Source organism: Propionibacterium australiense (genome assembly GCF_003666605.1).
Taxonomy (GTDB): Bacteria; Actinomycetota; Actinomycetes; order Propionibacteriales; family Propionibacteriaceae; genus Propionibacterium; species Propionibacterium australiense.
On sequence record NZ_RCIV01000015.1, the window covers coordinates 41,089 to 54,941 of the forward strand.

Here is a 13,853-nt window from a genome sequence, read left to right on the forward strand (position 1 = left end):
TCAGGCCCCTTTCACGATCTCGGTGAAGTAGTCCTCGAGGCTCATCGAGCGGGCCTCCAGGGCGCTGACGGCGATGCCGGCCCCCACGAGCCGGGCATTGATGGCGGCGGCCTCGTCCAGCCGCTCGGTCAGGACGATCTCGTCGTCGGTGGCGGTGTAGCGCCTGATGCCGAGGGACTCCTCCAGGATGGTGACCGCCCGGGCCGGGTCGTCGACGCGGATGCGCAGGCTCTGCTCGCACCGCTCGTGCAGCTGCTCGGCGCTGATCTGCTGGGCCAGCCTGCCGTGGTGGATGAAGCCGTACCAGCTGGCGAACAGGTCGAGTTCGGCGAGCAGGTGCGAGGAGATGAGGACCGTCGTGCCCTCCTCGCGGGCCCGGCGGACGAGCTCGCGGCGGATCGTGACCATCCAGGTCGGGTCGAGGCCGTTGACGGGTTCGTCGAGGATGAGCAGTTCGGGATTGCCGAGGAAGGCGGTGGCGAGCCCGAGCCGCTGGCGCATGCCGAGGGAGAAGGCACGTGCCTTCTTCTTCCCGGTGTCGGCGAGGCCGACGAGTTCGAGTGCCTCGGCAACCCAGTGCCGGCCGGCCAGGCCGCGCTGGATGCGCAGGGCCTCCAGGTTCTGGCGTGCGGTGAGGTCGAGACTGAGGGCCGGGGCGTCGATGAGGGCGCCGATCCGGCGCCGCTGCTCGTTCAGCCCCGTCGAGCGGCCGAACAGTTCGATGCTGCCGCTCGTTGGCCTTGCCAGCCCGGTGAGCAACCGGATGAGTGTCGTCTTGCCGGCCCCGTTCTGCCCGACCAGGCCGTAGATCTGCCCAGGTTGCACCTCGATCGACACCTCGTCGAGAGCCCTGAGCCGCCCGTATGCCTTGGTCAGGCCCTGCGTGCGGATGACGGTCTCCATCGTCCACTCCTGCCCCGGGGATGCGCCCCCGCTATCTGTTCGACAGGACGATCCTCGCGGGCAGATCTCAAGAAAATGTGAAGCAGACGGTCAAGACTTCCTCAAGAAACAGGGCTCGAAGAAACAGGGCTCGGGCAATCACGCCGGCCGCAGCGTGTAGCCGATGCCCCAGACGGTGCGGATCGGGTCGCTTCCGCTGGCCTCGCGGATCTTGCGGCGCAGATTCGACATGTGCGTGTTGACGGTGCGCTCGTCGTATCCCGCCGCAGCGCCCCAGACCTCGGCGTACAACTGCGGCTTGGACAAGACCATGCGCGGGGCACGCATGAGGGCGGTGAGCAGGCCGAACTCGGTGCTCGTGAGGGCGAGCTCGTGGCCGTCCGCGCTGGCCCGCCGCTCCGTCTCGTCGAGCAGCAGGCCGGCGGCCTCGTGGACGACCCCGACCGCACCGGCGCTGCCGGCGCGGCGCAGCGCGGCCTCGGCGCGGGCGACGACCTCGTCGACGTCGAAGGGCTTCGTGACGTAGTCGTCGGCGCCCATGTGGAGCAGGTCGATCTTGGTGCGGGTGGTCTCGCGGGCCGAGATGACGATGACCGGCACCTGCGACTCGGCGCGGATGGCGGCCAGGACCTCGTCGCCGCTCTTGAAGGGCAGCATGAGGTCGAGCAGCACCAGGTCGGGGCGCTCGGAATGGGCGAGGCGGATGCCGTCGGGGCCGGTGCGGGCGGGCACGACGCGCCAGCCCTGCTCGGCGAAGATGTCGCCGAGCAGCTGGCCGGCCTGCCTGTCGTCCTCGACGATCAGCACCACGGGTTCGGGGCTCACGGCGCCATTGTGCCAGTGGCGAACGGATATGGCACCGTCATGGCCCGACCCATCGCCGGGGGCTGCTCATCGACCGCGCTGCTCATTCCTGCTCGCCTCCCCGACCCGCCCCGCCGGCGAGGCTGCTCAGCGATTCGGCTGGAAGCCGCGCAGCCGCAGGCTGTTCGTCACGACGAAGACCGAGCTGAACGCCATGGCGGCCCCGGCGATCATGGGGTTGAGCAGGCCGGCCACGGCGATCGGGATGGCGCAGACGTTGTAGAAGAAGGCCCAGAACAGATTGCCGCGGATGGTGCGCAGCGTGGCGCGTGACAGGGCGATGGCGTCGACGGCGAGCATGAGGTCGTGGCGCATGAGCGTCAGATCGCTGGCCGCGATGGCCGCATCGGTGCCGGTGCCCATGGCGATGCCGAGTTCGGCGGCGGCCAGGGCGGCCGCATCGTTGACGCCGTCCCCGATCATGGCGACCCGATGGCCCTTCCCGCGCAGACCGTTGACGACGGACAGCTTCTGCTCGGGCAGCACCTGGGCGTGCACCTCGTCGATGCCGACCTGCGCGGCCACGTGGCCGGCGGCCCGCTCGTTGTCGCCGGTCAGCATGACCGTCCGCAGGCCCAGTGCGTGGAAGCGCTCGACGGCTCGCGCAGAGTTGGCGGCGATCTCGTCAGAGACGGCGATGACGCCGCGGACGGCACCGGCCCAGGCGACGAAGACGACCGTCGCCCCCCGGGCCGAGGCGCTGTCGGCCGCCTCGGCGAGCGGGGCGGGGATCGCCATGGCCTGGTCGGCCATGAGGGCGCTGCTGCCGGCGAAGGCCGCCGTACCGTCGAGGACGGCCTGCACGCCGCGGCCCGGGATGGTGCGGAAGTCCTCGGCCTGCGGCACGGCCCCCCGCTCGGCCGCCCTGGCGACGATGGCCTCGGCGATCGGATGCTCCGAGCCGGCCTCGAGGGCGGCGGCATTGGCGAGCACGGCGCTGTCGTCCTCGCCGCCGGCCGGCACGATCCGCTGGACGCTCATCTCGCCCTTGGTGAGGGTGCCGGTCTTGTCCATGACGACCGTGTCGATGGCCCTGGCCCGTTCCAGGGCCTCGGGTCCCCGGATGAGGACACCGAGCTGGGCGCCGCGGCCGGTTCCGGCGAGCAGGGCCGTCGGGGTGGCCAGGCCGAGGGCGCAGGGGCAGCTGATGATGAGCACCGAGACGCCGGCGGTGACGGCGAAGCTGACGCCCGCCCCGGCGAGAAGCCAGGCCAGCAGGGTGATCAGGGCGAGACCGATGACGACCGGCACGAACACGGCGGCGATCCGGTCGGCAAGGCGCTGGGCGTTGGACTTGCCGGTCTGGGCCTGCTCGACGAGGTGGGCGATCTGGGACAGCTGGGTGTCGGCGCCCACGGCCGTGGCCTGCACGACGAGTCGGCCATTGGTGTTGAGGGTGGCGCCGACGACATGGTCGCCGGGACCGACCTCGACCGGCACGGACTCGCCGGTGATGACATGGGCGTCGATGGCCGAGTTGCCCTCGACGACGTCACCGTCCGAGGCGACCTTCTCGCCGGGGCGGACGACGAAGCGCTGGCCCACCCGCAGGGCCTCGATCGGCCTGGTGGTCTCGGTGCCGTCGTCGTCGAGGACGTGGACGTGTCTGGCGCCCATCATGAGCAGCTCGCGCAGCGCCGAGCCGGCCTCGGACTTGGAGCGGGCCTCGATCCAGCGGCCCAGGAGGATGAAGGTGATGGTGCCGCAGGCCGCCTCGAAGTAGACGGCGTCGAGGGCGTCGGCGCGCATGAGGTGGAGGCTGAAGGGATGCTTCATGCCGATCGTCCCGGCATTGCCGAAGACGAGACAGTAGGCGCTCCAGAGATAGGCGGCCAGGGTGCCGACGGAGATGAGCGTGTCCATCGTGAAGGCGCCGTGCCTGAGGTTGACCCATGCGGAGCGGTGGAAGCCCCAGCCTCCCCAGAACAGCACGGGGGTGGTGAGCGCGAAGACCACCCACTGCCAGCCGGGGAACTGCAGGGGCGTGATCATCGACACGAGCATGACCGGCACGGCGATGCAGGCCGACAGGACGAGGCGGCGCCTGATCCGCTCGGCGTGTTCCCGGGCCCTGGCCTCGGCGTCCTCGCCGGGATCCGGCAGGCTGGCGTCGTAGCCGGCGGCCCGGACGACCTCGATGAGCGAATCGGCGTCGGTGCCGTGAGGGGCCAGGACGTGCGCCTTGGCCGTCGCGTAGTTCACCGCGGCCTGGACACCGTCGACCTTGTTGAGCTTCTTCTGGATGCGCGCGGCGCAGGAGGCGCAGGTCATGCCCTGCACGTCGAGGTCGATGCTCGAGAACTCCTGGGACGCGGGGTTGCCGGCGCCCGGCTCGGCGCGCGCGGTGTCGGTCATGTCGGTGCCTCCCGCACCCGGTCGCGGGTGCTCGGTCGTGTCGTGAGGATGGGACGGGTCTGCGGAGCCCTGGCGTGCTGCCGCGGCCGCCGGTGCACGAGGACGCGGCGGTCGCAGCGGCGAACCCCGGGGCGCGTCAGGCGGTGGCGACCTGGTAGTCACCGGCCTCGCTGACGGCCTCGGTGATCGTGGCGAAGTCGATCGGGGTGTCGCTGGTGACGACCATGGAGCCGTCGTCCAGGGTGACCTTGACGTCGGTGACGCCATCGATGGCCGAGACCTCCTCTGTGACGTGGTTGACGCAGTGCTCGCAGGTCATGCCGGTGACGGTGTAGTGGGCGGTGGTCATGGTGTGCCTTTCTTTGAGTGGTGTGTGGTCATCTGACCCCGTGGTCCGGCCACTGACGTACCAGTGGGTGCCGGGCCGTCAGGAACGGACGAGCCGGGCGATGGCGTCGTGCGCCTCGGCCAGCTTGACCTCGGCCTCGTCGCCGCCGGCCCGCGCCGCACGGACGACGCAGGTGCTCATGTGCTCGTCGAGCAGCCCCAGGGCGACTGACTGGAGGGCCTTCGTGGTGGCCGAGATCTGGGTGAGGATGTCGATGCAGTACTTCTCGTCCTCGATCATCCTCTGCAGGCCCCGCACCTGACCCTCGATACGGCGCAACCGCTTGAGGTAGTTGTCCTTGGCGGCCAGGTACCCGTAGTGGTGTTCGCACTGCGGGTCCTGGCAGCAGTCGGACGTGGCGCGGGCGTCCTCACTGGCGGTCCTCAGCTCACTCATAGCCAGAACAGTAATACCCCTGTGGGGTATTTTCAAATACCCCACAGGGGTATCCAGGAAGGGACGGGGCGATCCCATCGCACGTACTCAAATCGTCAATCATCAATCATTCATTCCCCCTAGTGGGCGAGCATGAAAACCCTTAGGGGTCATCCGACCGGAGTGCCCGTCCGACGGTGCATCATTATCCACAGCGTGCCACCTGGGTCGTGGATAACACCGGTGTGCAGTGGGGGCATACCGCATGCGTCCATGAATCACACATCAGGGCCAGCCAGCCCCATGCTCACAGAATTGCTCACAGCGAACCCTTATCTTTGCTTGTCAAGTTGGTTTTCTGAGCGGAGAACCTGTGAGCGCACAGGTCTGTGCACAAGTCGTCCACGCGACACGCCACGGAGTTCCACACGTATCCGAACATTGTCCACAACCCCTGTGGATAACTCTGCTTCCCTTGGTTCCCCCAACGTTGAACGCGCCGTGCCCGCGGCGCTAGCGTGAGGGGCCGCGAGCTGATCGCCGGGCTGCCGGAACCGATGGTTCCCCCGCCTGCCGCCAGCACGACGGAGACGACTTGCGTGTCAGTGGTCGCCGCTAGCGTGCTGAGTGCCACCGGAGGAGCCCCCGGCGGGGTGCACGGAACAGATGGGAGGCAAGGGCGATGACCATCACGTCCATCATGAGCGAGGAGCCCCCGGTCGAGGCCCTTGACCGTGTCCCCCCACAGGACGTCGAAGCCGAGAAATCGGTGCTGGGCGCCATGCTGCTGTCCAAGGACGCCATCGCCGACGTCACCGAGGAATTGCGCGCCGACGACTTCTACCGCCCCAACCACGAGGCGATCTTCAACGCCATCATCGAGCTCTACGGCCACGGCGAGCCGGCCGACGCCGTGACGGTCGCGGCCCAGCTGGAGAAGACGGGCGAGCTCGAGCGGGTGGGTGGCCGGGTCTACCTCATCGACCTCATGCAGTCGGTCTCGATCGCCGCGAATGCCGGTCATTACGCACAGATCGTCCACGACAAGGCGACACTGCGCCGTCTGGTCGAGGCCAGCATGAAGATCTCCCAGCTCGGCTACCAGGGCGCGGGCGACGTGCCCGACATCGTCGACGCCGCCCAGCAGGCGATCTACGAGGTCTCGGACATCAACACGTCCGACGACTACCAGTCGCTGAAGGACCTGCTTGAGCCGACGATCGACGAGATGGAGGCCATCCAGTCGCACGACGACGCCATGTCGGGGGTGCCCACGGGATTCGCCGAGCTCGACGAGCTCACCAATGGCCTGCACGCGGGCCAGATGGTCATCGTCGCGGCCAGGCCGGCGGTCGGCAAGTCCACGCTCGCGCTCGACCTGGCGCGCTCGGCCGCGGTGAAGAACGGCCTGACCACGGTCTACTTCAGCCTCGAGATGGGCAAGACCGAGCTGGTCATGCGCCTGCTGTCGGCCGAGGCGGGCGTGCCGCTCAACCACATCCGCAACGGCAAGATGAGCGAGGACGACTGGCAGCAGATCGTCCGCAAGACGGGGCATGTGCAGGAGGCGCCCCTGTTCATCGACGACTCGCCGAACCTGACGATGATGGAGATCCGCTCCAAGGCGCGGCGTCTGCGCCAGCGCAACGACCTGCGCCTGGTGATCATCGACTACCTCCAGCTGATGAGCTCGGGACGCAAGGTCGAGAGCCGTCAGCTCGAGGTCTCCGAGTTCAGCCGCCAGATCAAGCTGCTCGCCAAGGAACTCCAGATCCCCGTGATCGCGCTCTGCCAGCTCAACCGCGGGCCCGAGCAGCGCAACGACAAGAGGCCTATGCTGTCCGATCTGCGCGAGTCGGGCTCGCTGGAGCAGGACGCCGACGTCGTCATCCTCCTGCACCGCGAGGACGCCTACGACCGCGACAGCCCCCGGGCAGGTGAGGCCGATTTCATCGTCGCCAAGCACCGTAACGGTCCGACGGCCACGGTCACCACGGCCTTCCAGGGCCACTACTCGCGGTTCGTCGACATGCAGCGGTGAGCGCACCACCGCAGCACGTCCTCACCTACGGCTCGACCGGCACCGCCCTGCACGGCAAGGAGCTGCTCCTCGCCGTGTCGCCCGGCGCCCTCGGCACCAACTACACGCGCGAGGGCGGTTTCCGGTACCAGGTCACCGACCTGCTGCGCCCCTTCCAGGCCACCAGCAATCTGATCGGAACGCGGTTCGTCATGTCATTCGTCACCGCAGGGGCCATGACGATCAGCGAGGCCGATCTCGCCGCCCGCGCCCGCGAGTACGCCGACGACCGGCTCGACGAGTGAGCATCCGGCCGATCGCCGCACCTCCCGTCTGCGTCTCAGAGCAGGGGCAGACCGGCGAGGATCGTCTGGAGCCGGAGGACGCTGCGCGGGATGAACTCGGCGACGGTCAGGCCGACGACGTCGGCGGCGCCGGACAGGTCGTCGATGACCCGGCGCACCTGGGTGCCGGTCAGCCCGCCGGGCGCCTTCCCGAGACGGAGGACGACCTCGTCGGAGTCGACGGGGACGACCCGGGTCGGCCCGGCGTGCTCGGGCAGTACCGCCTGCAACACCCTCGTGCCGACCGAGTACGCCCGGCGGGCCCGGTCGATCTCGACGCCGGGCAGCAGCTCGGCGACAGTCGCCGCGCCGGCGCCCTGCCACTGCGGCCAGACGAGACGAAGGGTGCTCGCGCTGTTCGGGGTGCCGATGGTCATTCTCGTGCTCCTTGTCCTGTTTCTGCCGGTCGTGCCGGGAATCGTGCCGTCGTGCCAGGCACGGGGCTCAGTAGACGTCGCGGACCGCCCGCCACAGCAGCTCGTGGCCGGCGGGGCCGGGGTGGATGCCGTCGACGAGCAGATCGGCGCGCCCTTCGAGCGCCGGCCACGGGTCGATGAAGCCGTGGCCGTTGTCCGGCGCCCACTGCGACAGCGCCCGGCGCAGCATGCCCGCCGCACTGAGGGTGACGTCCAGACCCATCCCGGAGCCGTTGGCCTTCTCGTCGAACCAGCACGGCCCCATGACGACGACTCCCGCCCCGCGTCGTGCGATGGCGTCGGCGGTCAGGTCCATGAGGGTCAGCACGTCGAGCGGGCTGGCCTTGGCCCCGTCCACGCCGGCCAGGTCGTTGATCCCGGCGGCCAGGAGGACGGCGTCGGGCCGGCGCGACAGGGCCTCGTCCACGGTGTCCTGGGCCAGGGCGTGCAGCGTCGCGCCGGGCCACGAGAGGTTGAAGACGCGGTTGTTCTGCTCGTCGCGGGCGATGTGGTGCTCGGCCAGCCGGTGGGCCCAGCCGCCGGATGCGTCCGCCCGCCCGTAGGCGATCGAGTCGCCGACGATCACGATGCACCTGAACCCGCTCAGGACTCCTGTGGCGGCCATCTCACCCTGCCTTCCGCGGACGTCTCCCGGCTCATCAGTGCACCCGGGGCACACCCGTGAGACTAACGCCCGGCGGGCCGGACGGGGAAGCTCCCGCGGGGCGACCGGGCAGGCTGAAGGGCCGCTCCCTGGCCGCGGGGAATCGCGCGGGCCGTACGGCGGCGGTCAGCAGGGGCTCAGCACCCCGTCACTCATGCGCAGCACCCGGTCGCACACCGGCAGCAGTCGTTCGTCGTGGGTCACCATGACCGCGGCCTTGCCCCGCTCGTGGGTCTGCTCGGCGAGCAGCCGGGCCACGGCCGTCGCCCGGCCCGAGTCGAGCGCGGCCGTCGGCTCGTCGGCCAACACGACCGCCGGGTCGTGGTAGAGGGCCGCCGCGATCGCCACCCTCTGCCGCTCGCCACCGGACAGCTCCTCGGGGTACTTGTCCCGGTAGTCGGCGATGCCCAGGGCCTCCAGCAGCCCGAGCCGCCGGGAATCGTCCGAGGCGGCGTGCTCGACCTTGTCGTGCAGGATCAGCTGGTCGGTGACCCTCAGATAGGGCACCAGTCCGGCGTTCTGCAGGACGAAGCCCATCTCGCGGTGACGCAGCCGCGCCCGCTCCTTCTCGGGCAGGCCGGTGATCTCCCGGCCCGCGAGATGGATCCGTCCCGTGCTCGGGGTGCGCAGCCCGCCCATGATGGTCAGCAGGGTCGACTTCCCCGAGCCGGACGGCCCCAGGACACCGACGAATTCGCCGGGCCGGATACTCAGGTCGGTCTCGCACAGGGCGTCGATCGTCTCGTCGCCCTGGCGGTACTGCTTGCTCACCCCGGACAGTTCGAGCACGGGCGTACCGTCCTCGCCGTCTAGGGCCGCGCGCCGTGCCCTGTCCGTCGTGCTGCTCATGCGATCGCCTCCGCGGGGTCGATACTGGACACGAAACGAACCGCGATGAGCCCACCGATCACCGAGCAGAGCACGAAGGCCGCCAGGATCGCCGCGTACTGGCCGGGCATGGCGCGGAAGGGAATCTGTTCCGGCAGGACGAGCGAGGTCGCCATGGTGAGCGCGAAACCGGCCAGGACCCCCGCCAGCGACAGGACGACGGCCTGGACGGCGCCCGATCTCACGAGGTAACTCGTCGGCACACCGCGGGCCTTCATGACACCGAAGATGGGTTTCTTCTGCAGGTTCAGGACGTACAGGAAGATCGCCAGCACGAGGGCCGCGATGATGATGAGGGCGGCCACCATGAGGGTGAAGGTGGCGGCCTGCGCGCTGTAGCCGCTCAGCGTGTTGATGAACTCCTGGGTGCTCAGCACCTGCAGGCCCGCCGCATCGAGGCTCTGCCGAGTCTGCTCGGAGACGATCTGCTCGTCGGAGGCGGCGTGGTGGACGAGCAACGCATTGACCGCGGGGACCGTCGTGCTGGGGGCGTTGGCGAACAGGGCCTGACGGTCGACGAAGACCATCGGCGCGGTCTGATAGGTGTCGTCGTGGGTGAACCCGACGACCGTCCACCGGTGCTCCGAGCCGACCAGCTGGAAGACGGTGCCCAGCCCCCAGCCGTCGCGTTTCAGCGAGTCGTCGACGACGACCTCGCCAGCAGTATCGACGACGCCGCGGCCCTCGACGACCTGGGGTCGGGCGAAGCCGTCGAGGTCGAGGCCGAAGACGTACAGATCGGAGCGCGCATCGTTCGAGGCCGCGCCCGCGACGGGGCGGGCGGTGCCCGCGACGAGGGCCAGCTCCTCCACGCCCTGGGCGGCCAGCGCACCAGTCCCGGCATCGATCTGGCCCTGACTCAGGAACGAGGCGTTGACCTGCTCGTTGGCGTCCCGGGTGATGACGACGGCCTCGGTGCTGCGGTGCTCGATCCCGGCGCGGAAGCTGCTGGCCAGGCCGTTCGCCAATCCGTCCAGGAAGAACGTGAGATAGGCCACGAGGCCGACGACAACGATGGCGAGAGCGAACTTGGATGGCTGATGACGTATTTCGCGTAGTGCGAGGAACACATGACTCCGAACTCGATGATGACCACTGCCGTTCGGGGGCTGGCGTCGAGAATAGCAACCCGGATCGCCGCATCGAAGCGGCTCCGCCCGCCCCGGGCCGACCGCCCGTCTCGCGTGCCGGGCACCATGCGGACCCCGCCCATAGGATTGGGCCCATGACTGCCAAGGATCCCCTGTGGGAGCTGATCCGTTCAGAGGCGCGGCGTGACGCCGCCGAGGAACAGTTGCTCGCGAGCTTCCTGCACGCCTCGATCCTGGATCACGACCGCCTCGAGGACTCGATCAGCTTCATCCTCGCCTCCAAGCTGGGCAGCGAGACGCTGTCCAGCATGAGCCTGCGCCGGCTCATCGACGACGCCCTCATCGCCGAGCCAGGCATCGGCGTGGCGATCCGCGAGGATCTGCGCGCCGTGCTGCGCCGCGACCCGGCCTGCCGCAGCTACTCGACGCCGCTGCTGTTCTTCAAGGGCTTCCACGCGCTGCAGTCCTACCGGGTCGCCCACCACTACTGGGTGGCCGGCCGCACGGTGCTGGCGCTGTACCTGCAGAGCCGCATCTCGGAGGTCTTCGCCGTCGACATCCACCCCGGGGCGCGCATCGGCAAGGGCATCATGTTCGACCACGCGACGAGCGTCGTCATCGGCGAGACGGCGGTGGTCGAGGACGACTTCTCGATGCTCCACGAGGTGACGCTCGGCGGCACCGGGAAGATCGGCGGCGACCGCCACCCGAAGATCGGGCGCGGCGTGACGATCGGCGCCGGCGCGAAGGTGCTCGGGAACATCCGGGTCGGCGACGGCGCCCAGGTGGGCGCCGGCTCCGTGGTGCTCAAGGACGTGCCGGCCAATGCGACGGTCGTCGGCGTGCCCGCCAGGGTCACGAACACCCCGGTCGAGGACCCCCCGTCGAACACCGGAAGGACCGGCGGGCAGGCGGCTGCGGGCTAGCCAGAGCCAGGGCCGCTGCGTGCCTCCTTGTCAGGAATGGTCTCGGCGTCCCCGGTTCGAGCCGCGCACGGCAGCGGACAGAACGCTGGCGATGGCCAGGATGAGCAGGGCGGGCAGCCCCTCGCCACGGAAGGCTCTAGTGCCGCGCTGTCTCCTGACCTGATTCCTTGCCATCGTCTCCCCTTGTCACACCGGGCGCCATCGATTCTGGCGCAGCTGGCGGGCGCATCCTGGTGCTCCTCCCGCGCCACGCAAGGCTAACGCAATGGGATCGTCAATCAGCAAATCCTTCTGACTGCCGCTCGCACCCCGCAGGGCTAACGCAGCGCTGCGGACCGGGCGGGTTGAGCGGGTTGTGGCGCTCGCGGCGCGATCAGGCGTCCGTGCACGGCACCTGGCTGCTGCCCCGGAGCCGTCGTCTCACCGTGTGGGCCGGGCCTGCCGCGGCACGCTCATCGGTACGCTGAACGCCATGCGAATGATCCGCCCCGAGGACCTCGGCACCGTGACCGCAGGCCTTCCCGACGAACCACGACTTGTCGCCCCCGGTAGCTTCTCCACCCCCCTCGAGCTCCTGAACCTCTTCGACACCCGGCTCGAACACTGGTCCCTCTTCTGCGTCAACGCCCCGGCGGGCATCCCCTCGCGCGAGGGCATCACCCACGAGACAATCTTCCTCGGCCCCGCCATGCGCGCGTCGGGCCGTACCCGTTACTTCCCGATGCGGCTGTCCCTGTCGACGCGACTGTTCCGCACCACCTGCCCGCCCGACGTGGTCGTCCTGCACACCACGCCCCCGCGCGACGGCAAGGTCTCCATGGGCATCGAGGTGCAGGTGATGTCCGGCGCCATCGAGGCGGCCCGGGCACGCGGCGGCATCGTCGTCGCGCAGGTGAACCCGCAGATGCCGTTCGTCCACGGCGACGGCGTCCTCGACGTGGACGACATCGATTACGGCGTCGAGATCGACCACCCGATGATCACGATCCCCGAGCCCGTCCCGGACGACGCCTCGCTGCGGCTCGGCGAGCTCATAGCGAACCGCGTCGAGGACGGTTCGAGCATCCAGGCGGGCATCGGCGCGGTGCCCGACGCGGTACTCGGCTGCCTGCACCAGCGCCGCGGCCTGCGGTTCTGGAGCGAACTGGTCAGCGACGGCGCCATGCTGCTCGACCGCGCGGGGGCCCTCGATCCCGGCGTCCCGCTCACCGGCACCTTCATGCTGGGCACCCAGGAGTTCTACGACTGGGCCGACGACAACCCGCGGGTTCAGCTGCGGCGCTGCGAGGTGACGAACGACCCGGCGGTCATCGCAGGCTTCCCCAGGGTCGTCAGCGTCAACACGGCGATGCAGGTCGACCTGTTCGCGCAGACGAACGCGACCCGCCGCGGCGATCTCATCTACTCGGGCACCGGCGGCTCGACGGACTTCCTCGTCGGCGCCATGCACTCGGACGGCGGCGAGGCGATCATCGCCCTGCACAGCTGGCATCCGAAGGCGAACGTGTCGACGGTCGTGCCGAAGATCACCTCGCCGGTCACCTCGCTGCAGATGAGCGCGATCGCCACCGAGAACGGCATAGCCCAGATCTTCGGCAACGACGAGCACGAGCAGGCCCGGCAGATCATCGAGCAGGCCGCTCACCCGAACGCCCGGGACGAGCTGCGTGAGGCCGGCCGGGCGATGGGGCTTGTGGTCTGAACCGCTGGCTTGTGACCCGGCGGGTTTTCTGGTCGGTGAGCAGGTTCGGGTTGTCCTTCTCACCCTGTCGTGCCCTTGGGGGTTGTCCCTGGTTGTGCCCTGGGTTGGGGTGGTGGGTTCTGGTGGTGGGGGTGACGGGTGCAGGTGGTGGGGTTTAGCGTTCTTGTCCGGTGGCCGTGCATCCCCTTTGCGGCTGCTGTGAGGTGTTCTGATGAGTTCGGGCGATCTTGGTGCCTATGACGAGCCGGTGCCGTTTGATGATGCGACAGCTGATGGGGTGAAGTCTGCTGCGACGGTGTTGTCGGGCACGTTGAAGGATCAGGGGGCCTCGCGGTCGGGGTGGGCTACGACCGCGTTGACGGAGTTTCGGGGTCATTACGCGGATGTGTTCGAGTCGAATGCGAAGGCCGCGTCGACGGATTGCACGAGTATTGCTTCGGCGCTGGATGATCTGGCTGCCGAGGTGGAGGCACTGAAGCAGGCCGCGGCGGCCGAGCGGGAGCGGCGCCGGAAGGCGAAGGAGTGGGCCGACCGGCAGGAAAAAGAATGGGCTATCAAGAGCTGGTGGGATGATCGGGTAGGGACGGACAAGCCGCCTGTGGGCGCGGAGCATGTCCCTATGCCGGAGCCTCATGATCCGGTGACGACCCCGTGGGCCGAGCCGGCTCCGGGTGCCGCCGGTGGGGTGTCGTCGGCGCGTCCTGATGACCTGCGCACGTACTCGTCGAACGTGTCGGGTGCGAACGACACTGTGGTGACACAGAAGGGCACCCTGGAGGGGGCGATCACCGATTTCGCGGAGCGGTGCTCTTGGTGCAAGATCAACACCTCTGGGATCACGACCGCGTTGGCCTCGTTCGAGACGAACAACACCAACGAGGTCAACTGGGTCAACACCGTCGCTGCGGCGTTTGAGG

At 69.1% G+C, this 13,853-nt stretch carries 15 protein-coding genes; 5 read left to right on the forward strand and 10 right to left on the reverse strand.

The features are described from left to right. From D9T14_RS10325 to D9T14_RS10345, 5 genes are all read right to left on the reverse strand, one after another. Complete coding sequence (locus tag D9T14_RS10325) at positions 1–903, reverse strand: ABC transporter ATP-binding protein (RefSeq protein ID WP_119162436.1); 903 nt, start codon at positions 901–903, stop codon at positions 1–3. A gap of 138 nt (positions 904–1,041) precedes the next feature. Further along, positions 1,042–1,728 (reverse strand): response regulator transcription factor, encoded by a 687-nt coding sequence (locus D9T14_RS10330; protein ID WP_119162437.1) that lies wholly within the window; start codon positions 1,726–1,728, stop codon positions 1,042–1,044. A gap of 126 nt (positions 1,729–1,854) precedes the next feature. Then, entirely contained in the window at positions 1,855–4,122 is a 2,268-nt protein-coding gene (locus D9T14_RS10335; protein ID WP_119162438.1) for a heavy metal translocating P-type ATPase, read from the reverse strand. Positions 4,123–4,258: 136 nt separating this feature from the next. Beyond that, a complete protein-coding gene (locus D9T14_RS10340) occupies positions 4,259–4,471 on the reverse strand; it encodes a heavy-metal-associated domain-containing protein (protein WP_119162439.1) in 213 nt (70 codons plus the stop codon). Between the two features lie 78 nt (positions 4,472–4,549). Then, complete coding sequence (locus D9T14_RS10345) at positions 4,550–4,906, reverse strand: metal-sensitive transcriptional regulator (protein ID WP_119162440.1); 357 nt, start codon at positions 4,904–4,906, stop codon at positions 4,550–4,552. Positions 4,907–5,585: 679 nt separating this feature from the next. Here D9T14_RS10345 and dnaB point away from each other — a divergent pair. Beyond that, a complete protein-coding gene (dnaB, locus tag D9T14_RS10350) occupies positions 5,586–6,926 on the forward strand; it encodes a replicative DNA helicase (RefSeq protein ID WP_119162449.1) in 1,341 nt (446 codons plus the stop codon). Then, positions 6,923–7,210, forward strand: a complete 288-nt coding sequence (locus tag D9T14_RS10355; protein WP_119162441.1) for an NAD(P)H-dependent oxidoreductase — start codon at positions 6,923–6,925, stop codon at positions 7,208–7,210. Before dnaB ends, D9T14_RS10355 begins: the two co-directional genes overlap by 4 nt. A gap of 35 nt (positions 7,211–7,245) precedes the next feature. Here the strand turns inward: D9T14_RS10355 and D9T14_RS10360 are convergent, their stop codons facing one another. From D9T14_RS10360 to D9T14_RS10375, 4 genes are all read right to left on the reverse strand, one after another. Further along, positions 7,246–7,626 carry a hypothetical protein gene (locus tag D9T14_RS10360; RefSeq protein WP_119162442.1) on the reverse strand — a complete coding sequence of 127 codons (381 nt, stop codon included), beginning with the start codon at positions 7,624–7,626 and terminating at the stop codon, positions 7,246–7,248. Positions 7,627–7,693: 67 nt separating this feature from the next. Then, positions 7,694–8,290: an SGNH/GDSL hydrolase family protein gene (locus tag D9T14_RS10365; RefSeq protein WP_119162443.1), complete on the reverse strand. Its 597-nt coding sequence runs from the start codon at positions 8,288–8,290 to the stop codon at positions 7,694–7,696. A gap of 165 nt (positions 8,291–8,455) precedes the next feature. After that, on the reverse strand, positions 8,456–9,178 hold the full coding sequence (locus D9T14_RS10370; RefSeq protein ID WP_119162444.1) for an ABC transporter ATP-binding protein: 723 nt from the start codon (positions 9,176–9,178) through the stop codon (positions 8,456–8,458). After that, entirely contained in the window at positions 9,175–10,215 is a 1,041-nt protein-coding gene (locus tag D9T14_RS10375) for an ABC transporter permease (RefSeq protein ID WP_197720611.1), read from the reverse strand. The genes D9T14_RS10370 and D9T14_RS10375 overlap by 4 nt, the downstream gene beginning before the upstream one ends. A 227-nt stretch (positions 10,216–10,442) precedes the next feature. Between D9T14_RS10375 and cysE the strand changes: the two genes are divergently transcribed. Beyond that, positions 10,443–11,234 (forward strand): serine O-acetyltransferase, encoded by a 792-nt coding sequence (cysE, locus tag D9T14_RS10380; RefSeq protein ID WP_119162446.1) that lies wholly within the window; start codon positions 10,443–10,445, stop codon positions 11,232–11,234. Between the two features lie 30 nt (positions 11,235–11,264). On the opposite strand, the gene D9T14_RS13685 is transcribed toward cysE, so the two are convergent. Beyond that, the gene (locus tag D9T14_RS13685) at positions 11,265–11,408 is read right to left on the reverse strand and encodes a hypothetical protein (RefSeq protein ID WP_170175609.1); all 144 of its coding nucleotides are present in this window, start codon (positions 11,406–11,408) and stop codon (positions 11,265–11,267) included. A 304-nt stretch (positions 11,409–11,712) separates the two neighbouring features. Between D9T14_RS13685 and D9T14_RS10385 the strand changes: the two genes are divergently transcribed. Both D9T14_RS10385 and D9T14_RS10390 read left to right on the forward strand, forming a co-directional pair. Further along, positions 11,713–12,936 (forward strand): acetyl-CoA hydrolase/transferase family protein, encoded by a 1,224-nt coding sequence (locus D9T14_RS10385; protein ID WP_119162450.1) that lies wholly within the window; start codon positions 11,713–11,715, stop codon positions 12,934–12,936. A gap of 211 nt (positions 12,937–13,147) precedes the next feature. Next, positions 13,148–13,853 (forward strand): hypothetical protein (locus D9T14_RS10390; RefSeq protein ID WP_220668345.1); only part of this gene is annotated, 706 nt, incomplete at its 3' end.

What these genes read in the sequence shown, in the direction of transcription:
- D9T14_RS10325 (WP_119162436.1), bottom strand. Translation starts at nt 903, where the DNA reads ATGGAGACCGTCATCCGCACGCAGGGCCTGACCAAGGCATACGGGCGG.
- D9T14_RS10335 (WP_119162438.1), bottom strand. Translation starts at nt 4,122, where the DNA reads ATGACCGACACCGCGCGCGCCGAGCCGGGCGCCGGCAACCCCGCGTCC.
- D9T14_RS10340 (WP_119162439.1), bottom strand. Translation starts at nt 4,471, where the DNA reads ATGACCACCGCCCACTACACCGTCACCGGCATGACCTGCGAGCACTGC.
- D9T14_RS10345 (WP_119162440.1), bottom strand. Translation starts at nt 4,906, where the DNA reads ATGAGTGAGCTGAGGACCGCCAGTGAGGACGCCCGCGCCACGTCCGAC.
- dnaB (WP_119162449.1), top strand. Translation starts at nt 5,586, where the DNA reads ATGAGCGAGGAGCCCCCGGTCGAGGCCCTTGACCGTGTCCCCCCACAG.
- D9T14_RS10360 (WP_119162442.1), bottom strand. Translation starts at nt 7,626, where the DNA reads ATGACCATCGGCACCCCGAACAGCGCGAGCACCCTTCGTCTCGTCTGG.
- D9T14_RS10365 (WP_119162443.1), bottom strand. Translation starts at nt 8,290, where the DNA reads ATGGCCGCCACAGGAGTCCTGAGCGGGTTCAGGTGCATCGTGATCGTC.
- D9T14_RS10370 (WP_119162444.1), bottom strand. Translation starts at nt 9,178, where the DNA reads ATGAGCAGCACGACGGACAGGGCACGGCGCGCGGCCCTAGACGGCGAG.
- cysE (WP_119162446.1), top strand. Translation starts at nt 10,443, where the DNA reads ATGACTGCCAAGGATCCCCTGTGGGAGCTGATCCGTTCAGAGGCGCGG.
- D9T14_RS13685 (WP_170175609.1), bottom strand. Translation starts at nt 11,408, where the DNA reads ATGGCAAGGAATCAGGTCAGGAGACAGCGCGGCACTAGAGCCTTCCGT.
- D9T14_RS10385 (WP_119162450.1), top strand. Translation starts at nt 11,713, where the DNA reads ATGATCCGCCCCGAGGACCTCGGCACCGTGACCGCAGGCCTTCCCGAC.